This window comes from Vibrio cidicii (assembly GCF_009665415.1).
In the GTDB taxonomy this organism is placed as follows: Bacteria; Pseudomonadota; Gammaproteobacteria; order Enterobacterales; family Vibrionaceae; genus Vibrio; species Vibrio cidicii.
Window position 1 is genome coordinate 1,080,592 of record NZ_CP035921.1, and the last position, 25,805, is coordinate 1,106,396.

The 25,805-nt window shown below is 48.7% G+C and carries 23 protein-coding genes and 8 tRNA genes; 6 read left to right on the forward strand and 25 right to left on the reverse strand.

What is annotated here, in order from left to right; all coding sequences use genetic code 11:
• The first annotated feature begins 109 nt into the window (after positions 1–109).
• The 4 genes from EWA64_RS05850 to yacG all read left to right on the forward strand — a co-directional run bounded on the left by EWA64_RS05850 (position 110) and on the right by yacG (position 2,641).
• The gene (locus tag EWA64_RS05850; RefSeq protein WP_061895186.1) at positions 110–979 is read left to right on the forward strand and encodes a prepilin peptidase; all 870 of its coding nucleotides are present in this window, start codon (positions 110–112) and stop codon (positions 977–979) included.
• Between the two features lies 1 nt (position 980).
• Positions 981–1,589, forward strand: a complete 609-nt coding sequence (coaE, locus tag EWA64_RS05855; RefSeq protein WP_061895185.1) for a dephospho-CoA kinase — start codon at positions 981–983, stop codon at positions 1,587–1,589.
• A gap of 32 nt (positions 1,590–1,621) precedes the next feature.
• Positions 1,622–2,362 (forward strand): cell division protein ZapD, encoded by a 741-nt coding sequence (zapD, locus tag EWA64_RS05860; protein ID WP_039430452.1) that lies wholly within the window; start codon positions 1,622–1,624, stop codon positions 2,360–2,362.
• Positions 2,363–2,446: 84 nt separating this feature from the next.
• On the forward strand, positions 2,447–2,641 hold the full coding sequence (yacG, locus tag EWA64_RS05865; protein ID WP_061895184.1) for a DNA gyrase inhibitor YacG: 195 nt from the start codon (positions 2,447–2,449) through the stop codon (positions 2,639–2,641).
• A gap of 434 nt (positions 2,642–3,075) precedes the next feature.
• Here the strand turns inward: yacG and rplS are convergent, their stop codons facing one another.
• The 5 genes from rplS to ffh form a co-directional block, all read right to left on the reverse strand.
• Complete coding sequence (gene rplS, locus EWA64_RS05870; RefSeq protein WP_039430454.1) at positions 3,076–3,429, reverse strand: 50S ribosomal protein L19; 354 nt, start codon at positions 3,427–3,429, stop codon at positions 3,076–3,078.
• Positions 3,430–3,471: 42 nt separating this feature from the next.
• The gene (gene trmD, locus EWA64_RS05875) at positions 3,472–4,221 is read right to left on the reverse strand and encodes a tRNA (guanosine(37)-N1)-methyltransferase TrmD (RefSeq protein WP_061893453.1); all 750 of its coding nucleotides are present in this window, start codon (positions 4,219–4,221) and stop codon (positions 3,472–3,474) included.
• Between the two features lie 27 nt (positions 4,222–4,248).
• On the reverse strand, positions 4,249–4,797 hold the full coding sequence (gene rimM, locus EWA64_RS05880) for a ribosome maturation factor RimM (RefSeq protein WP_061893452.1): 549 nt from the start codon (positions 4,795–4,797) through the stop codon (positions 4,249–4,251).
• A gap of 14 nt (positions 4,798–4,811) precedes the next feature.
• A complete protein-coding gene (gene rpsP / locus EWA64_RS05885; RefSeq protein WP_011079541.1) occupies positions 4,812–5,060 on the reverse strand; it encodes a 30S ribosomal protein S16 in 249 nt (82 codons plus the stop codon).
• Between the two features lie 256 nt (positions 5,061–5,316).
• Positions 5,317–6,696, reverse strand: a complete 1,380-nt coding sequence (gene ffh / locus EWA64_RS05890) for a signal recognition particle protein (RefSeq protein ID WP_061893451.1) — start codon at positions 6,694–6,696, stop codon at positions 5,317–5,319.
• A 212-nt stretch (positions 6,697–6,908) separates the two neighbouring features.
• Between ffh and EWA64_RS05895 the strand changes: the two genes are divergently transcribed.
• Positions 6,909–7,703: a cytochrome C assembly family protein gene (locus EWA64_RS05895; RefSeq protein ID WP_061893450.1), complete on the forward strand. Its 795-nt coding sequence runs from the start codon at positions 6,909–6,911 to the stop codon at positions 7,701–7,703.
• Positions 7,704–7,812: 109 nt separating this feature from the next.
• Complete coding sequence (locus tag EWA64_RS05900; protein ID WP_061893449.1) at positions 7,813–9,087, forward strand: HlyC/CorC family transporter; 1,275 nt, start codon at positions 7,813–7,815, stop codon at positions 9,085–9,087.
• Between the two features lie 90 nt (positions 9,088–9,177).
• Here EWA64_RS05900 and luxS read toward each other — a convergent pair whose 3' ends face one another.
• From luxS to alaS, 20 genes are all read right to left on the reverse strand, one after another.
• Positions 9,178–9,696: an S-ribosylhomocysteine lyase gene (gene luxS, locus EWA64_RS05905; RefSeq protein WP_039430460.1), complete on the reverse strand. Its 519-nt coding sequence runs from the start codon at positions 9,694–9,696 to the stop codon at positions 9,178–9,180.
• Between the two features lie 63 nt (positions 9,697–9,759).
• A complete protein-coding gene (locus EWA64_RS05910) occupies positions 9,760–10,404 on the reverse strand; it encodes a transglycosylase SLT domain-containing protein (RefSeq protein WP_369435825.1) in 645 nt (214 codons plus the stop codon).
• A complete protein-coding gene (gshA, locus tag EWA64_RS05915; protein ID WP_369435817.1) occupies positions 10,379–11,944 on the reverse strand; it encodes a glutamate--cysteine ligase in 1,566 nt (521 codons plus the stop codon). The genes EWA64_RS05910 and gshA overlap by 26 nt, the downstream gene beginning before the upstream one ends.
• Before the next feature lie 152 nt (positions 11,945–12,096).
• A complete protein-coding gene (locus EWA64_RS05920; RefSeq protein ID WP_061893447.1) occupies positions 12,097–14,955 on the reverse strand; it encodes a M16 family metallopeptidase in 2,859 nt (952 codons plus the stop codon).
• Positions 14,956–14,964: 9 nt separating this feature from the next.
• Positions 14,965–15,426, reverse strand: a complete 462-nt coding sequence (locus EWA64_RS05925) for a YqaA family protein (RefSeq protein WP_061893446.1) — start codon at positions 15,424–15,426, stop codon at positions 14,965–14,967.
• Positions 15,420–16,370, reverse strand: a complete 951-nt coding sequence (locus tag EWA64_RS05930; protein WP_061893445.1) for an NADP-dependent oxidoreductase — start codon at positions 16,368–16,370, stop codon at positions 15,420–15,422. Before EWA64_RS05930 ends, EWA64_RS05925 begins: the two co-directional genes overlap by 7 nt.
• Before the next feature lie 123 nt (positions 16,371–16,493).
• Complete coding sequence (locus tag EWA64_RS05935; protein ID WP_061893444.1) at positions 16,494–17,624, reverse strand: sodium ion-translocating decarboxylase subunit beta; 1,131 nt, start codon at positions 17,622–17,624, stop codon at positions 16,494–16,496.
• A 9-nt stretch (positions 17,625–17,633) separates the two neighbouring features.
• Entirely contained in the window at positions 17,634–19,418 is a 1,785-nt protein-coding gene (gene oadA / locus EWA64_RS05940) for a sodium-extruding oxaloacetate decarboxylase subunit alpha (protein ID WP_139045617.1), read from the reverse strand.
• 31 nt (positions 19,419–19,449) lie between these two features.
• A complete protein-coding gene (locus EWA64_RS05945; protein WP_039430467.1) occupies positions 19,450–19,707 on the reverse strand; it encodes an oxaloacetate decarboxylase subunit gamma in 258 nt (85 codons plus the stop codon).
• A gap of 469 nt (positions 19,708–20,176) precedes the next feature.
• Positions 20,177–20,253, reverse strand: a tRNA-Arg gene (locus EWA64_RS05950).
• A 46-nt stretch (positions 20,254–20,299) separates the two neighbouring features.
• Positions 20,300–20,376 (reverse strand) — tRNA-Arg (locus EWA64_RS05955).
• Between the two features lie 61 nt (positions 20,377–20,437).
• Positions 20,438–20,514 (reverse strand) — tRNA-Arg (locus EWA64_RS05960).
• Between the two features lie 46 nt (positions 20,515–20,560).
• Positions 20,561–20,637 (reverse strand) — tRNA-Arg (locus EWA64_RS05965).
• Positions 20,638–20,699: 62 nt separating this feature from the next.
• Positions 20,700–20,776 (reverse strand) — tRNA-Arg (locus EWA64_RS05970).
• Between the two features lie 84 nt (positions 20,777–20,860).
• A tRNA-Ser gene (locus tag EWA64_RS05975) sits at positions 20,861–20,952 on the reverse strand.
• 23 nt (positions 20,953–20,975) lie between these two features.
• Positions 20,976–21,052, reverse strand: a tRNA-Arg gene (locus EWA64_RS05980).
• 31 nt (positions 21,053–21,083) lie between these two features.
• Positions 21,084–21,175 (reverse strand) — tRNA-Ser (locus tag EWA64_RS05985).
• A 239-nt stretch (positions 21,176–21,414) separates the two neighbouring features.
• Positions 21,415–21,612 carry a carbon storage regulator CsrA gene (gene csrA, locus EWA64_RS05990; protein ID WP_039430468.1) on the reverse strand — a complete coding sequence of 66 codons (198 nt, stop codon included), beginning with the start codon at positions 21,610–21,612 and terminating at the stop codon, positions 21,415–21,417.
• A gap of 91 nt (positions 21,613–21,703) precedes the next feature.
• Positions 21,704–22,891, reverse strand: a complete 1,188-nt coding sequence (locus EWA64_RS05995; RefSeq protein ID WP_061893040.1) for an aspartate kinase — start codon at positions 22,889–22,891, stop codon at positions 21,704–21,706.
• Between the two features lie 196 nt (positions 22,892–23,087).
• Entirely contained in the window at positions 23,088–25,670 is a 2,583-nt protein-coding gene (gene alaS, locus EWA64_RS06000; RefSeq protein WP_061893041.1) for an alanine--tRNA ligase, read from the reverse strand.
• Positions 25,671–25,805: the final 135 nt, after the last annotated feature.

The window sequence follows — 25,805 nt, forward strand, 5'->3', positions numbered from 1 at the left end:
TGTGTCGTGCTGCTTTGGCAGTGTTGCACCCATCGTCGCCTTTTATTGGTCAATATTTCAATCATTGATTGTTGCCAGCAGCAAAGTGGCGACACGAGACCCAATTTTTATGGATGCATTGCACTACTATCCTTGGCTGTATGTTGGCCTAGCGGCGTTATTTGGCTTGATTGTCGGTAGCTTTCTCAACGTGGTTATTTATCGCTTGCCGAAAATGATGGAACTGGAATGGCAACGAGAATGTGCCGAGGCCTTTCCTCAATACGCCATCCCCACGCCGAAGGAAACTCTCACTCTGAGCACGCCGCGTTCCACTTGCCCAACGTGCCATACGCCGATTCGTATCCGCGATAACATTCCGCTGCTAAGTTGGTTTTTGCTCAAAGGGCGCTGTCATCAGTGTCAAAGCAAGATCAGTGGCCGCTACCCTGCGGTTGAGCTGCTCAGCGCAACCCTATGCGCCTTGGTGGCGTGGAAATTTGGCTACAGCCTTTACTCGCTGGCACTGCTGTTTTTCACCTTTACCTTGATCGCTGCGACCTTTATCGATCTCGATACCATGCTATTGCCAGATCAACTGACCCTGCCTTTAACTTGGTCCGGTATTGCCCTTGCGCTGCTGGAAATCAGCCCTGTCTCTTTGCAAAACTCGGTGATCGGCGCCATGGCAGGCTACCTCTGCCTTTGGTCTGTCTATCACCTTTTCCGTCTGATGACAGGCAAAGAAGGCATGGGGTATGGTGATTTTAAGTTATTGGCAGCGCTCGGTGCTTGGCTAGGCTGGCAATCACTTCTGATGATCATTTTGCTCTCTTCGGTGGTTGGGCTAATCTTTGGCCTGATCCAACTTCGCTTACAAAAACAGGGCATCGAAAAAGCGTTTCCTTTTGGCCCCTATCTCGCCATCGCTGGCTGGGTCGCATTAATGTGGGGCGAGTCGTTAATGAGTTGGTATTTCAGCGTAATGATGGGGGCGTAACATGGCGTTTGTCGTCGGTTTAACAGGTGGTATCGCCAGTGGCAAAACTACCGTGGCCAACCTTTTTCATCACCATTTTTCGATTGATATGGTTGATGCCGATGTGGTCGCTCGTCAGGTTGTCGAGCCTGATACCCCGGGGCTTGGCGCAATTGTTGACCATTTCGGCGCAGAAATACTTTTGCCCGATGGCCGTTTAAATCGCGCCAAATTACGCGAACGGATTTTCTCTCACCCTGCAGAGAAGCAGTGGTTAAATCAGTTGCTTCATCCATTGATTCGGCAAAAGATGATTGACGACTTGCGCTGCGTGCAATCGGCTTACGCTCTGTTGGTGGTTCCCTTACTGGTGGAAAACCAACTGCAAAGCTTGTGCGATCGTGTGTTAGTCGTGGATGTTGATGAGCAAACGCAAATTGAACGCACAATGCGACGTGATGGTGTGGAGGAAACCCAGGTCAAGGCGATCCTCCAGTCACAAGCCAGCCGCCATGAACGTCTCGCCATCGCGAATGATGTGATTAAAAATAACGCAACAGACCAAGATCTTTTGCTGCAAGTCACAAATTTACATCAAAAGTACCTAGCCATGAGCCAGCAAAATCGGTGAAAATAAGTGAGAAACGTTTACAGGCCAGTTAGATGACCACGCACAAATTCGAACATCCATTAAATGAAAAAACGCGTATTTACCTGAGAGTGGAGTCACTCTTAAGGCAGGCTCACGTGGCTTCCTGTTTTGCGGAAAATCATCAGTATCAGCTTTTTTTCCGTTCGATCTTCGACTTATTGGAGATTTTCGAACAAATTCAACTCAAAAGCGAATTGGCTAAAGATATTGAAAAGCAGCGCTTGCTGTACCGCAGTTGGTTGGATGTCGACGGAGTGGATCAAGTCACCCTGCGTTCTCTGCTCGATGAAGCCGATCGCACTCACAGCGCTTTGATGCATGCCGAACGTTTTGGCCAATCACTCAAAGAAGATCGTTTTCTCAGCTCGATTCGTCAACGCTTTAGCCTACCCGGCGGCTCTTGCTGCTTTGATTTGCCCGCCTTACATTATTGGCTGCATTTGCCACTGGAGCGTAAAAAGCACGACGCGCAAAAGTGGCTCAATAGCCTACAACCGCTCTCAGATGCACTGCATTTATGGCTGAAACTGACTCGGGAAACTGGCTATTTCAGAAGCCAGATCGCACGCAATGGTTTTTTCCAAAGTGATGCTGAAGAAGCGAACATCCTTCGCCTGCATATCCCGATGGAGTTTGGTGTTTATCCGATGATTTCCGGACATAAAAACCGCTTTGCCATCAAGTTCATTAGCTTTGAAACTGGTCAAGCCTGTAGTCAAGACGTGAGTTTTGATTTGGCGGTTTGCAGTTAAGGCTCACGCTTTTCATTATTTTCATTTTGCTTTGCGTTACTATTTTGTTGTTCGCAAATCCATTCGTTTTACGGTTCTATCGCTATGAAAAAAATCACTATTGTTAAATGCCCTCAATGTGCCACGGACGTGGAATGGGGCGAGCAAAGCCCACATCGCCCGTTTTGCAGTAAAAAATGCCAAATGATCGATTTTGGTGAATGGGCCGACGAAGAGAAGTCTATCCCGGGCGCGCCGGATATGTCTGACAGTGATGGTTGGTCGGAAGAACAGTACTAAGCGAGGTGGCTAGGTGCTAAGTGCTAGGTGCTAGGTGCTAGGTGCTAGGTGCTAGGTGCTAGGTGCTAGGTGCTAGGTGCTAGGTGCTAGGTGCTAGGTGCTAGGTGCTAGGTGCTAGGTGCTAGGTGCTAGGTGCTAGGTGCTAGGTGCTAGGTGCTAGGTGCTAGGTGCTAGGTGCTAGGTGCTAGGTGCTAGGTGCTAGGTGCTAGGTGCTAGGTGCTAGGTGCTAGGTGCTAGGTGCTAGGTGCTAGGTGCTAGGTGCTAGGAATTGAAAAGGGTTGATGGTAACGCGTCAACCTTTTTTTATTTGGTCGTTTTTACCATTTTACTCTAGGCCGCAAGCCGAGCCATTTCGCCAACAGTGCGGATTTAGTGATACAAAAAAGCGGAGCCTGCTGGCTCCGCTTTTTACTATGAGAACGCGAGTTCTAGCATTACTTCTTAGTAAGCTTCTCTTTGATACGAGCAGCTTTACCAGATAGGTCGCGTAGGTAGTACAGTTTGGCACGACGTACTGCACCGCGGCGTTTCACTTCAATGCTAGCAACTACTGGAGAGTGAGTTTGGAACGTACGCTCAACACCTTCACCGTTAGAAATCTTACGTACAGTGAATGCAGAGTGTAGACCACGGTTACGGATTGCGATTACAACGCCTTCGAAAGCCTGTAGACGCTCACGGTCACCTTCTTTTACCTTAACTTGAACAACAACAGTGTCACCTGGTGCAAATTTAGGTAGGTCTTGCTTCATTTGCTCTTGCTCAAGAGCTTTGATGATGTTACTCATTTTTAAAATTTCCTAGAATAAACTGATACTAAATTAAATAGGTTACTTACGCTTAGGGTGAGTTTCTTCAATAAACTCGGCAAGTAATTGTTCCTGTTCGTCAGTCAGAGCTAGGTTTTCCAGGAGCTCTGGTCTTCTTTGCCAGGTACGGCCTAACGACTGTTTCAGTCGCCAGCGACGAATTTCCTTGTGGTTGCCTGACATCAGCACCGCAGGTACTTGTTTGTCATCCAACACTTCAGGACGCGTATAGTGAGGGCAATCTAACAAGCCATTGGCGAAAGAATCTTCTTCCGCTGACGCAAAATCCCCAAGTACGCCCGGAATAAACCGAGACACTGCGTCAATTAACGTCATGGCTGGCAGCTCACCACCCGTCATCACAAAATCACCAATTGACCATTCTTCATCAACTTCTGCTTGGATGACACGCTCATCTATCCCCTCGTAGCGACCACAAATCAGTAACATGTTCTGATTGGTTGCCAGTTCTTCTACGCCTCTTTGGTCGAGCTTGCGACCTTGAGGAGAGAGATAAATGACTTTCGTCTTACCCGGTGAGGCTTGTTTGGCTGCGTGAATGGCATCGCGCAAAGGCTGAACCATCATCAACATACCGGGGCCGCCACCGTAAGGTCTATCATCAACAGTGCGATGTTTGTCGTGAGTGAAATCGCGAGGATTCCATGTCTCAATCGACAGTAGACCTTTCTTAACCGCTTGACCTGTTACTCCAAAATCGGTAACAGAACGGAACATTTCAGGAAATAGGCTAATAATGCCAACCCACATGTGTATCTCGCTCTGAGGTTTTGGAGCTTAGAATCCAGGATCCCAGTCAACTTCGATCCGTTGAGCTTGGCGATCAACGTTAATGATCACTTGCTCTTCAAGGAACGGAATTAATCGTTCCTTCTGCCCAAAAGCATCTTTTAGATTTGCTTTGACCACCAGAACATCGTTGGAGCCCGTTTCCAGCATGTCAGTCACGACACCCAGATCGTAACCTTGTGTGGTTACTACGTTCATCCCAAACAATTCTCGCCAGTAGAACTCATCTTCTGACAATTCTGGCAATACAGCAGGGTCAATGGAGATTTCAAGGTTGGTCAGCAAATGCGCATCTTCACGCACATCAATACCGTCAAGCTTTACCACCATACCTTTGTTATGGCGTTTCCAGCTTTCGACCTTGAACTCGACCCACACACCTTTTTGGTTAATATACCAAGGGCTGTAATCAAATATACTTTCGGCATTGTCTGTGTAGGAAAAAACTTTGAGCCAACCACGAATGCCGTAAGTAGAACCAAATTTACCAACTACAATTCGTTCTTTACTCATTGTTTCTTTACCTTTCATCGACATAACTAGTGTCTAAATTAAGCCGCTTTTTGAGCGTCTTTAACTAGCTTAGCAACGCGGTCAGACAGAGATGCGCCTTGACCAACCCAGTGGTTAACGCGATCTAGGTCGATACGTAGACCTTCTTCTTGACCTTGTGCAGTTGGGTTAAAGAAACCCACTTTCTCGATGAAACGGCCAGTTGCAACATTGCGGCTGTCCGCTACTACGATTTGATAGAATGGACGCTTTTTCGCGCCGTGACGTGCCAAACGAATGGTTACCATGTCGTCCTCTTTGCTTTCTCAAAAATAAAATTAACCCCAGAAACCATCTATCACTAAACAGTTTGGGGTCTCGTGCCAAAATAAAGCTCCGGAATTTTACTCTTATTGCGAATCAATGCAAGGGGAATAGCCATTTTTTCGCCAACATAAGTTGCAATTCAAGTTTGTGATGAAGATAACAGCTTGAAAGATGAAGAGGGAGAGCTCGAGCAGAGTTTTGGGTTCTAGCGCTTTGGTCGCTAGAACCCAGTGTGGTTTAGCGACCGAATGGGTTGAAACCACCGCCGCCCATGCCACCCATCATGCCCTGCATATTGCGCATCATGCCTTTGATGCCGCCTTTTTGCATTTTCTTCATCATCTTCTGCATTTGGGTAAATTGCTTAAGAAGACGATTGACATCTTGTACCTGAGTACCAGAACCCGCCGCAATGCGCTTCTTACGCGAGCCTTTGATCAGATCAGGGTTTTGACGCTCTTTCATTGTCATCGAGTTGATGATGGCTTCCATCTGCTTGAACATCTTGTCATCAACTTTGTCTTTGATGTCTGAAGGCAGTTGCGACATCCCCGGCAATTTGTCGAGCATGCCCATCATGCCACCCATGTTCTGCATTTGGCCAAGCTGCTCGCGGAAATCTTCCAGATCAAAGCCCTTCTTCTCTTTGAATTTCTGAGCGAGCTTTTGTGCTTTTTCATGGTCGACATTACGCTGCAGATCTTCAATCAACGACAGTACGTCGCCCATCCCCAGAATGCGTGACGCCACACGATCTGGATGGAAAGGCTCTAGCGCGTCGGTTTTTTCACCCACACCCAAGAACTTAATTGGCTTGCCAGTAATATGGCGCACAGAGAGCGCCGCACCGCCGCGAGCATCACCATCTACTTTAGTCAGGATCACGCCAGTTAATGGCAGCGCATCTCCAAAGGCTTTCGCGGTATTGGCCGCGTCTTGACCCGTCATGGCATCAACCACAAACAAGGTTTCGACCGGTTTGATGGCCGAGTGAAGTTGCTGAATTTCCGCCATCATGGCTTCATCAATCGCTAAACGGCCAGCGGTATCGACGATCAAGACATCAAAAAATTTCTTCTTCGCGTGATCAATGGCGGCATTAGCGATATCAAGCGGTTTTTGATCCGGTGATGATGGGAAAAAATCGACACCAATGTCGCTTGCCAAGGTTTCGAGCTGTTTGATCGCCGCTGGGCGGTAAACGTCGGCAGAGACGACCAAAACTTTCTTTTTATCGCGCTCTTTTAATAGCTTAGATAATTTACCGACCGAGGTGGTTTTACCCGCACCTTGCAAACCGGCCATCAAAATCACGGCAGGAGGCTGAGCAGCAAGATTAAGCGCTTCGTTCGATTCGCCCATCACCGCTTCAAGCTCACCTTGCACGATCTTGATAAACTCTTGCCCCGGCGTGAGTGATTTCGACACTTCCACTCCGACCGCTTTTTCTTTCACGCGTGCAACAAACTCACGCACCACTGGCAAAGCGACATCAGCTTCCAGTAGAGCCATACGCACTTCACGTAGGGTATCTTTGATATTGTCTTCTGTCAGACGACCTTTACCGCTGATATTTTTCAGCGTTTTGGATAATCGATCCGTTAAATTCTCAAACATGCTTATCTCTTCGCTTAATCCGGCGATAAATTGTCGTGAGTATACCTTAGCCGATCGTCTAGAGATACCCGCGAAACCGCTCTAATCCACACTATTGGGGGTAAGTTATTAATTTCAATATCTCAACTCTCACCATTGTTGATGATTGAACGTAGCCCCGAACCAAGTTGCAAGGTATACTTGCCCCATTCTTTTTGCCAACTTTCGGATATATGGACAGCATAATTGCCATCGGTGCGACAATTCTTTACGGATTAGCGATTGCGACCATAGTACCCGGGCTTTACCACCAAACGGGGATTAAAGCCAAAACGGTACTGGTGAGCGCGGTTTTAGCGCTCTGTTTTCACGCTTGGCTGTTAAGCGATCTGATTTTCGATGGTTACGGACAAAATCTCAGCATCTTGAACGTCGCGTCTCTGATCAGTTTCCTCATTTCACTGGTGATGAGTGCGGCGATGCTCAAAAACCGCTTGTGGTTCCTGCTGCCCGTGGTCTACAGTTTTGCGGCCATCAATCTTTCTGCCGCGACGTTTTTGCCCAGCACGTTTATTAAGCACTTGGAAAATGATCCCAAGTTGCTGATCCATATCTCTCTGGCTCTATTTTCCTACGCAACACTAACCATCGGCGCCTTGTATGCGTTACAGCTAGCTTGGCTCGATCATAAATTGAAAACCAAGAAAGCTTTGGCGATCAATCCCAATTTGCCGCCCTTAATGTTGGTAGAGCGTCATTTATTCAAAATTATTCTGATCGGCAATCTTCTCCTCACACTGACGCTCATCACCGGATTTGTGTTTGTGCAAGATATGTTTGCCCAGGGGAAAGCGCACAAAGCTGTGCTCTCCTTTATTGCTTGGATTGTCTACTCGATTTTATTGTGGGGGCACTACCAACGAGGCTGGCGCGGGAAAAAAGTCACTTGGTTTGCGGTGGCGGGAGCAAGCTTGCTCACTCTGGCGTATTTTGGCAGCCGCTTTGTGAAAGAGATTATTCTGCGATAGGAACGTGAAGTTACGTTTGACAAGCAAAACAAAATCTTTTTGCAACGTTGACACTAGAAACGGGTTCAGTCATTAATTAATCAAGCCAACCAAAAGGAAATATTGAGTTTTGGACGACATATCTACGGGTATCTTATTTGCGCTACTCGCGTGTCTTATCGTCATTTCGGGATACTTTTCCGGTTCAGAAACAGGGATGATGTCACTGAACCGCTATCGGTTAAAGCACCTTGCCAATACCGGACATAAAGGAGCAAAACGAGTAGAAAAGCTCCTAAGCCGCCCTGACCGCCTCATCGGTCTGATCCTGATTGGTAACAACCTAGTCAATATTCTTGCTTCGGCTATCGCTACTATTCTTGGCATGCGTTTGTACGGCGATCTTGGGGTCGCTATCGCCACCGGGGTATTAACCTTGGTGGTGCTGGTTTTTGCTGAAGTGACGCCAAAAACCGTTGCTGCGCTCTACCCTGAACGAGTCTCTTATGCCAGTAGCATACTCTTGCTACTGTTGATGAAAATCCTCTCACCACTGGTGCTGTTGGTGAATTTTATTACCAACGGTTTTATTCGTTTACTCGGTTTAAAAGCACAACACGGTGAAGATCATCTTAGCTCCGAAGAGCTGCGCACGGTGGTGAATGAAGCTGGTAACCTCATCCCTCGTCGTCACCAAGACATGCTGGTCTCTATCTTGGATCTTGAACATGTCACGGTGAACGACATCATGGTACCGCGCAACGAGATCACAGGTATTGATATCAATGACGATTGGAAGTCGATCGTCCGCCAACTGACGCATTCTCCTCACGGACGCATAGTGCTGTACCGCGATAAAATTGATGAAGCGGTCGGTATGCTACGCCTGCGTGAAGCCTATCGCTTGATGCTAGAAAAGAACGAGTTCAATAAGGAGACGTTGCTGCGCGCCGCTGACGAGGTCTATTTCATTCCCGAAAGCACACCACTGAACGTACAGTTACTCAAATTTCAGCGTAACAAACAGCGTATTGGCCTAATTGTTGACGAGTATGGCGACATCATCGGACTAGTGACTTTAGAAGATATTCTCGAAGAGATTGTTGGCGAGTTCACAACCTCGATTGCGCCTAGCCTTTCTGACGAAATCACCCCGCAAAACGATGGGAGTTTTCTCATTGAAGGGGCAACCAATATTCGTGATATCAACAAAGGGCTGAAGTGGAAATTGCCTACCGATGGCCCGCGTACACTCAACGGCTTGATCCTTGAGCATTTGGAAGAGATCCCCGAAAGTCACCTCAGCGTGCGGGTTGCCGGGCATCCGATGGAAATCGTCGCACTGGAAGAAAACCGGATTAAGCTGGTGAAAGTATTCCCTAAACGCAAACGAAAAAGCAGTTAAGTTTTGTTTTTCGCAACACCAAAGTATAAGGCCCAGAGTGATACTCTGGGCCTTATACTTTGTCTATTAACTCAAATAACTCAAAGCGAACTAGTCGACTTTCAACTCTTTGAGCATCTCTGCTGGCAATGCTAAGTCGTCGTTTTTATTGACTGAGATACCCGCGGCGAGAATGTTGCTGGCGATCTGTTTTGCCTCTTCCAGCGAGTGCATCGCCGCCGTACCACATTGGTACTCGTTCAGCTCTGGGATCTTGTTCTGACTTTCCACTTTCAGCACATCTTCCATCGATGCTTGCCACGCAGCAGCAACGCTCTGCTCTGTCGGCGCACCAATCAGGCTCATGTAAAAACCAGTGCGACATCCCATTGGCGAAATGTCGATGATCTCTACACTCTCTCCATTAAGGTGCTTGCGCATAAAGCCTGCATACAAATGCTCTAAGGTGTGGATCCCTTTTTCCGACAAAATGTCTTGGTTTGGCACAGTAAAACGCAAATCAAACACGGTAATGGTGTCACCTTTTGGCGTTTGCATGGTTTTGGCAACACGCACGGCCGGTGCCTGCATTCTCGTGTGATCGACGGTAAAACTATCTAATAACGGCATTGCATCTCTCCTGATTGCATCGTCCCTACATTGCATGAAGGACGTGACTGGCTCACTTAAACTCTAAAATAGCCAGCTTCGGTTATCTTCCAACTCCTGGCGACACTGTTTCAGTTGCCAGCCATACTCTTTCGCTTGTTGCTCTACTTTGCGTGCAACCTGCAGCAGCGCGGGCTTCTTCTGATGCGTATTGCGCTTAAAACCGCCACGCCCTTCATGATAAGCCAAATATTGACGATACGGATCCCACAGTGAAATGCCTAGTTGCTTACGCGTTTCACTGGTGTACCAACCAATAAACATCAAAGAATCGTCGAAATTGGTGCGCGAACCACCGTGTCCTGTCGCCTGCTGAAAGTCTGCCCAAGCCGGATCTTGCGCTTGGGCATAACCATAAGCACTGCTCACATGTCCCCAAGGAATAAAGCCCAGTAGATAATCTTTCGCTGGCCGCGCATCGTGGCGAAAAGCACTTTCCTGTTTGACAAACGCCATCGCGACGTGAATAGGTGTGCCCCACTCTTTTTCCATCTCCAGCGCATCTTCATACCAGCCCGGCTTTTGCCGAAAGATATCACACAGATTGCTTTGCTGAGTCGGCGGTGTGGTCGCGCATCCTGTCATCAGCCCAAGCACAACGAATCCCAACACTCGCACTTGTGTGCTCCCGGTGCGGCTAAAACTATTTAAGGTAGGCAAAATAGGCATCGAGAAAAGCATCAAAATCCTGTTCATCGGCTTGTTCAGCCTCTTGCTGTTTGCGGCGCGATTCAAGCACCTCTTGTTCCATCTGCTGCTGAGTAAAATGACGATACTCGTGAGCCAAATTGCTTTCGCGATACGCATTGCCCAAGGCACATCCGGTGCTACCTAAACCGCCCTGCTGCTGAATCAGATCCAGTAGCTGGGCAGAGAGGGTACGTTCAGGATGCTCAATCCAAGTTTCCAATGATTGACATACCGCACTGTAAGCTTGGGTACCAAGAGCGCTGTCCATCACTTCCGCCACGAGGCGCAGCTCGGCAAACACGCGATGAGCCCAAGTTTGCAAGGTGAGTTTCTCCCCTTTGCAACCAATTTGCAGCTCCAAACCATACTGACGCCCAGAGGTCACCACTTTGTTCCAGTTCTCACGCCAGCACGCCAGCTCGCAGTTGTCCATCGGATCAGAGTCGGTCAGCGCCGCCCAAGTGAGGAAGAGATCCAAGAAGCGCACTTGTTCCTCAGTCACGCCCACCGGGCTAAATGGGTTAACATCCAACGAGCGTACTTCAATGTACTCGACTCCGCCACGCGCTAACGCCTCTGACGGTTTTTCTCCCGCACGCGTAACCCGTTTAGGACGAATCGGTGCGTACAACTCATTTTCAATTTGCAGCACATTGCTGTTCAATTGACGATATTCGCCATCGACTTTTACACCCAATTGCGCGAACTCAGCAGACGGAGTACGAATCGCTCTCCCCAGTCCATCGAGGTATTCTTCAATGCTGTTAAAGCCAATTTTCAAGCCACTTTGCGCACTGTTGGTATAGCCCAAATCACTTAAGCGCAGAGACGTGGCGTGCGGCAAGTAGAGCGTTTTACCGATGCACTCGAACGGTAATGTGGTTTTACGACCTTGCAAAAAAGATGAACACATGGCTGGTGAAGAACCAAAGAAATAGGGGATCAGCCAACCAAAACGGTAGTAGTTGCGGATCAGGGCAAAATAGGCCGCCGATTTGCTCTCTTGACGCTCTGCGTCCTCTTGCTCGCCATACAGCGCATCCCAGAAACTCTCCGGGAATGAGAAGTTAAAATGCACCCCAGAAATAATCTGCATCAAGCTGCCATAGCGACGTTTCAGACCTTCGCGATAAAGCGTCTTCATTTTGGCTGAATTGGAAGTCCCGTATTGTGCCAGCGCTATCTGATCTTCGTTCTCCACATAGCAAGGCATCGACATCGGCCACATCTTCTCATCAACAAGTTTCGTTTGGGTGAAGTGGTGAATATCGTGAAGCTGATTCATCAGCTCATCAATGTCATGCGACACTGGCGTGATGAACTCCAACAACGACTCGGCAAAGTCGGTGGTGATCCATTGGTTAGTGAAGGCAGAGCCGAGCCCTTGCGGGTGCGGCGTAGTGGCAATTCGCCCTTGCTGACTGTAACGCAGCGTTTCTCTTTCCACACCGCGGCCAAACTGTTTGAACACTTCAGGGTTTCGTGCAACTAACTCGAGTCGCTCAGCAAAATCAGTCAAAATGAGATTCACTTATGTCAGAAGCTTGCAGCAGCCAGTGTGCAAACTGAATTGTCGGAAATTGCATTGGTCTGGATACCCTTCTGCCAGCAAAAGGGTATCCAGACCAACATCATGTAGCGGGAGTCTCCCCCCGCTACTAAATGTGTACTCTATCGGATGATTTCAAGCTCTTCTATCTCTTTATTCAACTTTTCCAGTTGCGGCCGAAGCGTTTTCGCATCGCCCACCACTATCATTTGATATTGAGACGGATCAAACCATTTAGCAGATAACTCATTGAGCGTTTGCTTGCTCACTTGCTCCACCAAAGCATTACGCTGTTGCAGGTAGTCCTCATCCAAGCTGTAGGCCAAAATGTTGCCAATCAGCCCCGCTTTTTGCCCCGGAGTCTCGTACTTCAGAGCATCTTGTTGGCCAACCGCTTGACGCATGAAAGCCAATTCCTCATCCGACATGCCAGAGAGTGAAAACTCACTCAGCTCATTTTCCATCTCCATCAGTGCTGCAACAGTGGCATCGGCTCGAACCTGAGCGTCAAACACCACGACGCCAGTTTCAAGATTGCCGGAGAAATAGCCTTGAGCGCCATAGGTATAACCTTTGTCTTCGCGCAGATTTTGATTGAGACGGCTGTTGAAATTGCCCGCTAAGTTGAAGTTGGCTAACTGAGCGAGGAACATTTCACCCGTGGCATCATAAGGTAGGCCGAGTCGAACCATGCGAATGACACTTTGCGGTGCCCCCGGCTTGTCAACCAGATAGATCTTCTGCTCTGTCTGCGCTTTGACTACTTGCGGACGATACAGCGGGGCTACGTCGTCTTTCCACGCTTTCCAAAAGGCCAACTGTTTGTTCACGTCTCGCTTGCTCAGATCGCCGACCACCACAATTTGCGCGCTCTGCGGCGTGTAATGAGACTGGTAGAAGGCTTTCACATCGTCGAGTGTCAACGCTTGCAAAGAAGCAAGCGTGCCATCACTGGAACGGGCAAATAAGGTATCGCCAAACACCACTTGGCGAGTGGCTTGTGACGCCATCCAGCTCGGCTGCTGCTGTTGATACACCGCCCCTTCAATCATCTGTTTCTGCGCTCGGGCAAAGTCCTCTTCTTTGAAAGCGGGCGATTGAACCATTTCTTGCAAAATCTGCAGCGTAGCTGGGAGGTTTTTCTCCAATGCAGACAAGGTAACATTGGTGGTGTAACGCTCTGCCGAAACAGAGATGGTGCTGCCAAGTTTATCGAGTTCCGCTTGAATCTCCTCGGCGCTGCGCTTGCTGGTCCCTTCGTGCAACATCGCCGCGGTTAACTTGGCAAGCCCTTCTTGGCCTTTCGCCTCGAAGCGGCTTCCGGCCGGAAACTTAAACTGCATCAACACCGTGGGGGTTTCATCGCTAACGGCTCCGAGCAGTTCACTGCCGTTGTCAAAATGCAGTTTGTAGAGCTCCGGCATTTGCGCTTTGACTGCTTCACCAACGGGTGGCATTACCGAGCGGTCAAAATCATCCTGCGCTTTACGATAAACCAATTGATCGTCGCTAATTTTCTGATATTCGGGCAGGGTGCGAGCTGGCGTAACAAAGTTGGCTTTTTGTACCGCCAAATCGGTGCGCCCTTTGGGCACCACACTTAAGGTCACCTTGTTTTTGCCAGCAATGAAGTCCTGATAGGCCTGATTGACTGACTCTGGTGTCACCGCTCGCAGTTGATCAAGCTGATCTTCAATGCGATCGGGTTGACCAAAGAAGGTTTCATTGGCCGCAAGTTGACTCACTTTGCCGCTGACACTTTGCAACGCAAATACAGCATCCGCTTCCGCTTTGCCAGTAATTTGCTCTAAACGGCTTTGATCTGCTCCTTTCTGCTCAAATTGCTCCATTGTCTGCATCAACTCTTGATAGAGTTTACTCAGATCGCCTTTCTCTCCCGAATCGCCCATCGCATACACGTAAAACGTGCAAGACAGTTCAGCACAATCTTGGAATGCGCCTGCATCAACCGCTTTTTGCGTCTTGATCAGGTTTTGATAGAGCAAGCTATTATTCCCTGAGCCAAGCAAACTCGCCAGCGCATCCAAGGACGCTTGATGTTCTTCGCCATTGTAAGTTGTCGGCCAACCAATCATCACCATCGGCTGACGAATGCGATCCTCTAAAGTGATAAAGCGGTTTTCGGCCAGTGTGGCAGGTTGCTTCGGTGCGTTTTCTACCTCTGGACCACGGGGAATCGAGCCAAAATATTTGTTCACCCACTGCAAGGTTTGCTCGGTATCAATGTCGCCACCAATGGTGATCACCGCATTGTTTGGCCCATACCAGCGTAAGAAGAAGGCTTTTAGATCATTGACATCCACACGGTCAAGATCTTCAACATAACCAATGGTTTGCCAAGAATAAGGGTGACCTTCCGGATACATGGCTTCGGCCATGCGCTCCCAAATCAAACCATAAGGACGGTTGTCATAGCGCTGCGCACGTTCGTTCTTCACCGTATCTCGCTGAATCTCAAACTTACGCTGAGAAACCGCATCGAGAAGAAAGCCCATACGATCCGACTCCAACCAGAGCATTTTCTCTAGTTGATTGGCTGGGACGGTTTCAAAATAGTTGGTTCGATCGCGGTTAGTGGTGCCATTGAGGCTGCCGCCCGCTTCGGTAATGATCTTAAAGTGCTGCTGATCGCCCACGTTCTCAGAACCTTGAAACATCATGTGCTCAAAGAAATGAGCGAAACCCGATTTTCCGACCTCTTCACGAGCCGATCCCACATGGTAAGTGACATCCACATGCACTAAGGGATCAGAATGGTCCGGAGAAAGAATCACCGTTAAGCCATTGGCAAGACGATATTTTTCGTAGGGAATTTTGACCTTGCCAGATTGCGCTTCTGATTCTTCAACCAATGTCACGCCTTCAGGCAGCGAGGAGAAAAAGGGCACGGAAACCGATTTTACCGACGCACAGCCTGCCAGCACGAACAGCGAGCAAGCACTTAGCATAAATTTTTTCATGCGTTTTCCTTAGAACAAACCGAAATAGAGAGCCGACAGCACGCTGTAGCGGACGGCTTTGCCCAGCGCAATCAGCACTAGACAAGGAAGAAATTTCATACGCAGCCAACCAGCCGCCAAACAGAGCGGATCACCAATCACGGGCAACCAGCTGAAAAAAAGCGCGACATATCCATAGTTGGAGAGCCACCTCATAGCGGTATGACCTTGTTTTTCTTGCTGAGTTCGATTCGGTAGTAAGTAACCCAGCCAATAATTGCTCAGCCCACCGAGGGTATTGCCCAGCGTGGCGATGAAAATCACCTGAACAACCGGAAACTGCTGCAAAGATAAGGTCGCGATCAAGCCGGCTTCTGAACCACCGGGCAGCAAGGTGGCACTTAAAAAACCAGTGAAAAAAAGCACCCAAAGGGCAGAGTCAGAAAACCACAAGGCAAACTGAGCGAAACCTTGATTAAAGGCATCTAGCATTGCATATCAAGCAGTACCTTGCCTCGCGTGTGCCCTGATTCGATCTGTTGGTGCGCCGCCGCCACTTCTGTCATAGGAAATACCTGTTGAATTTCGCTTTTCAACAGACCAACGCCTACCATATACAGCAGGGTGTTTAACTGCTCCGGAGTAGGTTCAACCAACATACCAGAGGCCTCAAAACCGAGCATTTTCGCTTTTTCGCAGATCATCTCCGCCGTCAGCGTGGGCACAGTGATGACTCGCGCATTATCCTTGAGACATTTGAGCGCATCCAAGGCGACTTCGCCACCGACGAGATCGATCAACACATCAACCTCCTGAAGGCGCTCAGACGCAGGAGCAAACTGGTAATTAATCGCGTGCGCGCCTAGTGTGGCCATGTAATCAAGATTGCGTTCACTACAGGTGGTGTACACTTCCGCTTTCGCTGCCACGGCAATTTGCACTGCAATGTGGCCCACGCCTCCTGCCCCGGCGAGAATTAACACCCGCTCCCCTTCTTTGACGCCCGCTTTATTGATTGCCTGAGCCGCCGTTTGCCCGGCTAACGGCAAGGCTGCCGCCGCTTCCAGCGTCACCGAATCGGGTACTCTGCTCAATTGGCACTCGTCTACACACAGATACTGGCTGTAACCACCCCCTTGAAAAGGGAAACCCACAAAGCCTGCAACGGCATCTCCCACGGCAAAATTATAGGCACCATCACCACAGCTCACCACTTTGCCGGCAATGTCATAACCCGGTGTCCAAGGCAGCTTTTCTTTGTTTTGCGCGGCGGCCCAACCTAGCCCTGCTCGAGTTTTGACGTCGATGGGATTGACTCCGGCAAAAGAGACTTTCACCAATACCTGCCCAGCTTGGGGCTGAGGCACCTCAGAACTACGTATTGCCAGAACCTCTGGTCCACCAAATTTGCTAATGACGATTTGCTTATTTTCCATAACGGGCATTCTCTACCGATAAAAAGAAAGGGATGCGAAAGCATCCCCTTGACTATAAACCATTTTGTTTCTTGGCGTTAACCGTGAAAAGACAATTTGACCGACATTTCACGTAACACAGTGTTAACCCACTAACGCCAACAAAATCCCTGCGGCTACCGCACTACCAAGTACACCTGCCACGTTTGGCCCCATCGCGTGCATCAGCAAAAAGTTCTGCGGGTTGGCCTCAAGCCCGACCTTGTTTACCACACGAGCCGCCATAGGTACAGCCGAAACCCCAGCCGCACCAATTAGCGGGTTGATGTCTTCTTTGGAGAACTTGTTCAACACTTTCGCCATTAAAACCCCTGCACCAGTGCCGATGCTAAAGGCCACCGCTCCCAACGCTAAAATACCGAGCGTTTCAATATTGAGGAACTTATCCGCCTGAAGCTTCGAGCCCACCCCAAGGCCAAGGAAGATGGTCACGATGTTGATAAGCTCGTTCTGCGCTGTCTTGGACAAACGTTCCACCACACCAGCTTCACGCATCAAGTTTCCTAAGCAGAACATACCCACTAGCGGTGTCGCCGAAGGTAAAAACAGGATGGTCATCAGCAATACCGCTAGAGGGAAGAGAACTTTCTCAATTTTGCTCACATGACGCAACTGCGCCATTTTGATCTTGCGCTCTTCCACTGTGGTCAGTGCTTTCATGATCGGTGGCTGTATGATTGGCACCAGTGCCATGTAGCTGTAGGCGGCCACCGCAATCGCTCCCAAGAGATCAGGAGAGAGTCGGCTGGCGAGGAAAATCGCCGTCGGGCCATCAGCACCGCCGATAATCGCTATCGAAGAGGCGTCCGCCATGGTGAATTCCATGCCCGGAACATAGTTGAGTAAAATCGCACCAAATAGAGTGGCAAAAATACCAAACTGCGCCGCAGCGCCCAAGAGTAGCGTTTTCGGGTTCGCGATCAACGCACCAAAGTCAGTCATCGCTCCCACGCCCATAAAGATCAGCAATGGGAACACGCCCGTCTCAATACCGACGTGGTAAACGTAATAAAGTAGACCACCCGGCTCGGTAAAACCTGCGTTGGGGATATTGGCCAAGATGGCACCAAAGCCAATCGGCAATAAAAGTAAGGGTTCAAAGCCCTTGCTGATCGCCAAAAACAGCAGCAAGCAGCCAACGGCGATCATGCAGATCTGGCCAAACTCAAAATGCGCGATCCCCGTTTCAGACCAGAGAGTTAATAATCCGTCCATGGTTCTCCCTTATGCCAGACTCAGCAGTGGTGCGCCAACAGTGACGGAATCCCCTTCTTTTACATTGAGCTCTTGCACAATGCCGCTGCGGGCAGCGCGGATTTCCGTTTCCATCTTCATCGCTTCCAAAATCAGCAGGATATCGCCTTCTTCCACCGGAGCGCCTGCTTGCACGTGTACTTTGAAAATATTCCCGGCCAAAGGCGCAGAAACGGCTTCAGCGTCGGCACTGGCTGGCAATGGTGTCGCGGGAGTTGCTGGGGTGGGAACAACACTTGGCGTTACAGAAGTCAGCTGGCCTTCAGGTCCCACTTCAACGTGGAACACCTGACCATCCACACGCACGCTGTAAGCTTCCACTTTGCCGCTGCTTGCTTTCGCGGGCGCGGCTGGTTTGACATCGTCAGCGCTTGGCATAGGCTCAAAGGCTTCTGGGTTACCGCGATTTTTCAAAAACTTCAGACCGACTTGAGGGAAAAGTGCATAAGTGAGCACATCATCCACACTCTCTTCAGCCAAACGAATACCTTCAGCCTGCGCTTTTGCTAGCAACTCGTCCGTCAACACCTCAAGCTCTGCTTGTAACAAATCTGCCGGACGACACACCACTGGCTCTGCGCCATTGAGAACACGCGCTTGCAATTCAGCATTGACTGGTGCAGGTGCTGCGCCATATTCCCCTTTCAGAACGCCCGCCGTTTCTTTGGTGATGCTCTTATAGCGCTCACCAGTGAGCACGTTGATCACCGCCTGAGTGCCGACAATCTGCGAGGTAGGTGTGACCAAAGGGATAAAACCCAGATCTTCACGCACACGAGGGATCTCTTGCAGTACTTCGTCAATGCGATCCGCAGCGCCTTGCTCTTTGAGCTGGCTCTCCATGTTCGTCAACATACCACCGGGCACTTGAGCAATCAGAATGCGCGAATCCACCCCTTTCAACTGACCTTCAAATTTTGCGTACTTTTTACGCACTTCACGAAAGTAAGCCGCAATAGGTTCGAGCTGTTCAAGCTGCAAATTGGTATCCCGCTCGGTTCCTTGAAGCATCGCCACCACCGTTTCTGTAGGCGTGTGACCGTAAGTACAGCTCATTGAGGAAATCGCCGTATCAAGAATATCGATGCCCGCTTCAACCGCTTTTATCGCCGTTGCCGTTGAGAGACCAGTAGTCGCATGGCAGTGCAGCGCGAGTGGGAGGTCACAAGACGCTTTGATGCGCGTAATCAGCTCTTGCGCTTCATACGGCTTAAGTAACCCCGACATATCTTTAATGCACAGCGAATGGCAGCCCAGATCTTCGAGACGTTTAGCGAGATCGACCCAAGTGTCCGCATTGTGAACTGGGCTTGTGGTGTAAGAGAGTGTGCCTTGTGCATGGGCGCCAACATCAATGGTTGCCTTGACCGCCTTTTGAAAGTTGCGTACATCATTCATCGCATCAAAGATACGAAAGACATCCATCCCATTGGTATGTGCGCGCTCGACAAACTTTTCCACCACGTCATCCGCGTAGTGACGGTAACCCAACAGATTTTGTCCACGCAGTAACATCTGCATTGGCGTGTTTGGCATCGCCTTTTTCAGTGCACGTAAACGTTCCCAAGGGTCTTCTCCTAGAAAACGGATACAAGCATCGAACGTTGCACCGCCCCAGGTTTCTAACGACCAATAACCCACTTTGTCTAACTCAGCTGCGATAGGCAGCATATCTTCAATACGCATACGCGTAGCAAACAGTGACTGATGGGCATCACGAAGTACCACATCGGTAATAGCTAGTGGTTTAGACATGCTCATAAACTCCTTTTAATCCTTTCATTTGCTACTTTGCAATCGAGGCGCGATGCTGTTGAATCGCCGCAGAGATTGCCGCCACAACCTGTGGGCTGACAGTGGATGAGGTTGATTGATTTGCTTTAGTCGTTTTCGCTGCAACGAGCTTCTCTGGTACTTCTTGTGGTACCAATGTCGACATGAATCGAATAAGAAAAATAAGAATGGTGAGAAAAATAAACACGACCCCCATCCCTGTAACCATCAGGGTGGCCGCCTCTATTAATTGGCTTCCAATATTTGTCATTTTGCTTCCTTTCTGTGTCATCCTGACAACATCAGAATCGCTATTTCAGCGCTTCTGATTAACCGATTATCTAGAACGGTTAAATTTTGTCAATTTTGTTTAATGAAGGTTTCCGAACAGACCACAATACAGGTTGTTTTTTCACCACACAGATCACATAACTTGAAACAATTCGCCACTTTTTTCTGATTTAAGGTGGACATTAACCACTTTACTGTAGTGAAAGCACTAAAACTGCGATGAAGCTAAAGAAAAGAGAATAACCATTTGAAAAATAAGAAAAGTAAAAACAGAAAAATTTAACAAAATAGCAACAAAAAGAGCATTCATTGAGTGGCAAAGCGCTGGGAAATCGCCTTAGTCGAGAAGAGTAAATCGAAGCGCAAATCAAACCGCTTGCAGCGAGAGAAAGAATAAGTCGGTTAGCAGGAAAAGAAAAAGCCTCGCGAACTGCGAGGCTTTGTCAAAATGGCGCGCTCGAGAGGATTCGAACCTCTGACCGCCTGGTTCGTAGCCAGGTACTCTATCCAGCTGAGCTACGAGCGCGCAATAAACTGTTTTCACCTCAACACTTTTCCTAGAGTAAGAAAAGTGGCGCGTCCGAGAGGATTCGAACCTCTGACCGCCTGGTTCGTAGCCAGGTACTCTATCCAGCTGAGCTACGGACGCGCAGGTGTTTTGATATCGACACAAAAATGAGTCGCTATCAGGAACCAAAGTCCCTTAATAATGGCGCGCTCGAGAGGATTCGAACCTCTGACCGCCTGGTTCGTAGCCAGGTACTCTATCCAGCTGAGCTACGAGCGCGCAATAGACTGTTTTCACCTAAACACTTTTCCTAGAGTGAGAAAAGTGGCGCGTCCGAGAGGATTCGAACCTCTGACCGCCTGGTTCGTAGCCAGGTACTCTATCCAGCTGAGCTACGGACGCGCAGGTGTTTGATATCGGATTTCCAATATCAGGAACTGACGTTCCTTTATATTTGAGAAGAATGGCGCGCTCGAGAGGATTCGAACCTCTGACCGCCTGGTTCGTAGCCAGGTACTCTATCCAGCTGAGCTACGAGCGCGCAATATTCTCTTCAGAAAGAGATGTGAAGTCTATCACAAACAATTTCTTTTGGAACAAAAAAATTGACTCACTTGTCAATAAATGGCGGTGAAGGAGGGATTCGAACCCTCGATACGGGATAAACCGTATACTCCCTTAGCAGGGGAGCGCCTTCAGCCTCTCGGCCACCTCACCGTTTTTTGTTCCGATTTACGATCTGGCGCGCTCGAGAGGATTCGAACCTCTGACCGCCTGGTTCGTAGCCAGGTACTCTATCCAGCTGAGCTACGAGCGCGCATTGTATCGTAAAACGATGTTCGCAAGAATGGCGGTGAAGGAGGGATTCGAACCCTCGATACGGGATAAACCGTATACTCCCTTAGCAGGGGAGCGCCTTCAGCCTCTCGGCCACCTCACCGTCTTGCGGAGGCACATATTACGATTTACCAAAAATAAGTCAAACAATTTCTTTGAAAAAATAGCGCCCTATCGACCAACCGTTGCACATTTAACCAAAACGCATGAGAAATGAACTTTCACTAATAAAAACTAAGCTTTTCAAGCCGAACAACAAAGGCTAATCGAGAGAAAACGGATTCACGCTAAAATAAAAAAAGGCTGACCCACAGGCCAGCCTTATTCAATCAAAGCTTCTGTTTAGTAGTTGCCCGATGCAACGTTACCAGTACCTTTTTCAGCTTGAATGCGCATGTAGATTTCTTCACGGTGAACGGATACTTCTTTCGGAGCATTCACACCGATACGTACCTGGTTGCCTTTAACGCCCAACACAGTTACTGTCACTTCGTCACCAATCATTAGTGTTTCGCCAACGCGGCGAGTCAAAATTAGCATTCTTTGCTCCTTGAGTATTCTCTAAATTTCTTGTTACGAAACTATTATCCAACAAAAGTTATATTTTCGTAAACTACCTTATTTTGGAAAATCAACCCAAAAAGGCTTGTTTCTGCTGAATGTTTAACGCTTCGTCAGAAGTAATGTAAGCATCATGCAGTACATTTGCTGCCAGATCGACACTCTCAGGAGATACAACTAACATACTGGACAACGGAGTCACTGAACAATGGTTGATACTAATCCCTTGTTCAATAAGCGCATCACATGCGTGTTGCATCAACGAGCTCGCTTCCAGACCTACGACAGTCAGCAAGCTTACTGCTTCACTATTACGGATTTTATCGCTGAAGACTAGATCCAACTTAGCACATGCATCTTGTTTTATCAGGATACCTGCCCAATCTGCTTCTTCGATCACATTCCAGATTTCGATGCCTAACATCTGACACTGCTTAGTCAAGCTAGACACCGTTTCTTTGGAGACTTTGATCAGAGCTAAGTCACGTTGCAGAGCAATACCACATACCGTCTGTGTGCCTGTTTCCCCTTTCACTAAGCTGCCTTGATTGACATCAAAAGTCGAAAGAACACGTAGCGGCACACAGTGCTTCCAAGCGTATTGTACGCAAGGCAGATGCAGTACTTTGGCTCCTTTTCTGGCCATCTCTTCCATCGATGGAAAATCGATAATGTCCAGTTTCTGAGCATTTTTAACCACACGTGGATCACACGTATATATCCCATCAACGTCGGTAAAGATTTGACATTCATCTGCTGACAACGCACCAGCCAATGTCACAGCGCTGGTGTCAGAGCCGCCTCGACCTAAAGTGGTGATATCCCCATTTTCATTCACACCTTGAAATCCAGCCACTATCACAATTTGGTCTTGCGCAAGCAGTTCCATGATAGGGGCCGTATCAATGTGTTTAATCGTCGCGTCATTGTGTTGGTTATCCGTCACAATGTTCGCTTGTGCTCCGGTAAGTGAGCGTGCGGCATAACCCAGTTTATTTAGGGTCATGGCCAGCAGAGCCATAGACACTTGCTCACCAGCAGAGAGCAAAACATCAAGTTCACGAGCCGTTGGTACAGCGTCAACCTGCTTGGCTAACGCAACTAGGCGGTTAGTTTCACCCGCCATAGCAGAAACAACAACGACAACTTGATTACCATCATTTTTCGCCTTAATGATGTGTTCGGCCACAGTATGAATTGTGTCAATTGAACCCATTGAGGTTCCGCCGAACTTTTGCACGATAAGGGATTTTTTCACCAGTCTTCACCTTCCCAAGACCAAAGTCTCATTAGGACCACTTCCTATTTACATCGGTAAATCATCCGCAGTAGTTACAATAAAAACCAAGCGATTTAATTGGTTTGTTTAAAATTGCACCAATTAAACCACTTGGTTGACAGAAAAAAATTACGCTCAATCAAAGAAAGCTTTGATTGAGCGTAGGATTTATAAATTACAGACGCTCAGCCAGCCAAGCGTCAACAGACTCTAATGCAGCTGGCAAGGCTCCTGCATCAGTACCGCCAGCCTGCGCCATATCAGGACGACCACCACCTTTACCGCCAACTTGTTGAGCCACCATGTTGACCAACTCACCCGCTTTCACTTTGCTGGTTAAATCGTTGGTAACGCCAGCGATAAGGCCCACTTTCTCGTCCGCCACATTGCCAAGCATGATGATGCCACTGCCAAGCTGGTTTTTCAGCTCATCCACCATACCGCGTAGCGCTTTGTTATCTGCGCCATCAAGCTTGGCGACAAGCACGTTTACGCCTGCGATTTGCTTGACTTGATCAGTCAAACTGGCACTGGCTTGTGAAGCCAGTTTATCTTTGAGCTGCTGAATCTCTTTCTCTAGATTTTTGGCTTTGCTTGCCGCTTCGGCCAACTTCTCTTCGTATTTGCGCGTTTGATTGTCTAGTGCGTCCAGCGCACCTTCACCCGTCACGGCTTCAATACGACGGATACCCGCAGCAATACCACCTTCAGAGATGATTTTAAACAGACCAATATCGCCGGTGTTCGATGCGTGGATACCACCACACAGTTCCGTTGAGAAATCCCCCATAGAGAGCACACGCACTTGGTCGTCGTACTTCTCACCAAACAGCGCCATCGCCCCTTTCTGCTTCGCCGCTTCAATATCCATGATATCGGTTTGGATGGTGTGGTTACGACGGATCTGGGCGTTCACTAAACGCTCCACTTCTTTAAGCTCAGCAGGCGTCACCGCTTCTAAGTGAGAGAAGTCAAAACGTAAGCTTTCCGCTTTAACCAGCGAGCCTTTTTGCGCTACGTGCTCACCTAACACTTGACGAAGCGCCGCGTGCAACAGGTGAGTGGCCGAGTGGTTGAGGGAGATAGCCGCACGACGCTCTGCGTCTACTTGAGCGTTGACTTGCTCACCTTTCGCCAGAACACCTTCAACCATTACGCCGTGGTGGGCAATCGCGTTTGCCAGCTTCTGCGTATCTTCCACACGGAATAGACCCGCTTCAGTTTGCAGCACGCCTGCATCGCCACATTGACCACCAGACTCTGCGTAGAAAGGCGTTTCTTGTAAAATCACGATCGCTTTGTCACCCGCGGAAAGCGCTTGCGCTTCTTCACCTTCGACAAACAGAGCAACCACATCACTCACGCCATGGGTTGCCGAGTAGCCACAAAACTCAGACTGGGCGTCAACTTTGATTTTCGCATTGTAATCGGTGCCAAACTGGCCCGCTTCGCGTGCACGTTGACGCTGCTCTTCCATCGCTTTTTCAAAGCCAGCTTCATCGATAGTGAAGTCACGCTCACGTGCCACATCGTTAGTCAGATCGGCTGGAAAACCATAAGTATCGTAGAGTTTGAACACGGTTTCGCCGTCAAGCACTTTGCCATCCAGAGCATCAAGCGCATCGTTAAGGATCGACATACCACGCTCAAGCGTACGGCCAAAGTTTTCTTCTTCAATACGCAGTACTTTTTCCACTAACGCTTGCTGTTTTTTGAGCTCGTCGCCAGCCGTCCCCATCACCTCAGCCAGAACACCGACTAATTGATGGAAGAATGCACCCTGTGCGCCCAATTTGTTACCGTGGCGAACCGCACGACGGATAATACGACGTAGTACATAACCACGACCTTCGTTAGAGGGCATTACACCATCAACAATCAGGAAGGCACACGAACGGATGTGGTCTGCAATCACGCGCAAAGATTGGTTCGAAAGGTCTTGGTAACCAATAACCTCTGCCGCCGCTTTGATGAGTTTTTGGAACACATCGATTTCGTAGTTTGAGTGTACGCCTTGCATGATGGCCGAAATACGCTCGATCCCCATTCCCGTATCCACTGATGGCTTAGGTAACGGCTCCATTGTGCCATCGGCATGACGGTTGAACTGCATGAAAACGTTGTTCCAGATTTCGATGAAACGGTCGCCATCTTCTTCTGGAGAACCTGGAGGCCCCCCCCAAATGTGTTCGCCGTGATCGTAGAAGATTTCTGTACATGGACCGCATGGGCCGGTATCGCCCATTTGCCAGAAGTTGTCTGACTCAAACTTCTTGCCACCTTTTTTGTCACCGATACGGATGATGCGATCGGCTGCCACACCCACTTTTTGATGCCAAATGTCAAAGGCTTCGTCGTCCGTTTCATAAACAGTGACGAGGAGGCGTTCTTTGGGAAGTTGCAGAACTTCAGTCAAAAATTCCCATGCATAAGCAATCGCGTCTTCTTTGAAATAGTCGCCAAAGCTGAAGTTACCTAGCATTTCGAAAAAAGTATGGTGACGGGCAGTAAAACCGACGTTTTCTAGGTCGTTGTGTTTACCACCAGCACGTACACAGCGTTGGGCCGTAGTCGCTCGTGTGTAGGCGCGTTTTTCTAAACCTAAGAAACAATCTTTAAATTGGTTCATGCCCGCGTTAGTGAACAGCAGGGTTGGGTCGTTATGCGGTACTAACGATGAACTTTCTACGATTTGGTGTCCTTTGCTTTCAAAGAACTTGAGGAACGCATTGCGAACCTCATCAGTGCTCATGTACATGCAGCTCTTCCTGAAAATAGTCGAGTTAGAATTTTGCCGTATTGTAGATCATGCTTAAAGCTTCGACTAGTTTTCTTGCGGAAAAGACGATATGAAATGGAAAAACCGTAAATAGGCAGAAAAATAATACTTATT

Excerpts from the sequence above, each read along its gene's own strand:
- EWA64_RS05850 (WP_061895186.1), top strand. The coding sequence starts at position 110 with ATGGATGCATTGCACTACTATCCTTGGCTGTATGTTGGCCTAGCGGCG.
- coaE (WP_061895185.1), top strand. The coding sequence starts at position 981 with ATGGCGTTTGTCGTCGGTTTAACAGGTGGTATCGCCAGTGGCAAAACT.
- zapD (WP_039430452.1), top strand. The coding sequence starts at position 1,622 with ATGACCACGCACAAATTCGAACATCCATTAAATGAAAAAACGCGTATT.
- yacG (WP_061895184.1), top strand. The coding sequence starts at position 2,447 with ATGAAAAAAATCACTATTGTTAAATGCCCTCAATGTGCCACGGACGTG.
- rplS (WP_039430454.1), bottom strand. The coding sequence starts at position 3,429 with ATGAGTAACATCATCAAAGCTCTTGAGCAAGAGCAAATGAAGCAAGAC.
- trmD (WP_061893453.1), bottom strand. The coding sequence starts at position 4,221 with ATGTGGGTTGGCATTATTAGCCTATTTCCTGAAATGTTCCGTTCTGTT.
- rimM (WP_061893452.1), bottom strand. The coding sequence starts at position 4,797 with ATGTCGATGAAAGGTAAAGAAACAATGAGTAAAGAACGAATTGTAGTT.
- rpsP (WP_011079541.1), bottom strand. The coding sequence starts at position 5,060 with ATGGTAACCATTCGTTTGGCACGTCACGGCGCGAAAAAGCGTCCATTC.
- ffh (WP_061893451.1), bottom strand. The coding sequence starts at position 6,696 with ATGTTTGAGAATTTAACGGATCGATTATCCAAAACGCTGAAAAATATC.
- EWA64_RS05895 (WP_061893450.1), top strand. The coding sequence starts at position 6,909 with ATGGACAGCATAATTGCCATCGGTGCGACAATTCTTTACGGATTAGCG.
- luxS (WP_039430460.1), bottom strand. The coding sequence starts at position 9,696 with ATGCCGTTATTAGATAGTTTTACCGTCGATCACACGAGAATGCAGGCA.
- EWA64_RS05910 (WP_369435825.1), bottom strand. The coding sequence starts at position 10,404 with ATGCCTATTTTGCCTACCTTAAATAGTTTTAGCCGCACCGGGAGCACA.
- EWA64_RS05920 (WP_061893447.1), bottom strand. The coding sequence starts at position 14,955 with ATGAAAAAATTTATGCTAAGTGCTTGCTCGCTGTTCGTGCTGGCAGGC.
- EWA64_RS05925 (WP_061893446.1), bottom strand. The coding sequence starts at position 15,426 with ATGCTAGATGCCTTTAATCAAGGTTTCGCTCAGTTTGCCTTGTGGTTT.
- EWA64_RS05930 (WP_061893445.1), bottom strand. The coding sequence starts at position 16,370 with ATGGAAAATAAGCAAATCGTCATTAGCAAATTTGGTGGACCAGAGGTT.
- EWA64_RS05935 (WP_061893444.1), bottom strand. The coding sequence starts at position 17,624 with ATGGACGGATTATTAACTCTCTGGTCTGAAACGGGGATCGCGCATTTT.
- oadA (WP_139045617.1), bottom strand. The coding sequence starts at position 19,418 with ATGTCTAAACCACTAGCTATTACCGATGTGGTACTTCGTGATGCCCAT.
- EWA64_RS05945 (WP_039430467.1), bottom strand. The coding sequence starts at position 19,707 with ATGACAAATATTGGAAGCCAATTAATAGAGGCGGCCACCCTGATGGTT.
- csrA (WP_039430468.1), bottom strand. The coding sequence starts at position 21,612 with ATGCTAATTTTGACTCGCCGCGTTGGCGAAACACTAATGATTGGTGAC.
- alaS (WP_061893041.1), bottom strand. The coding sequence starts at position 25,670 with ATGTACATGAGCACTGATGAGGTTCGCAATGCGTTCCTCAAGTTCTTT.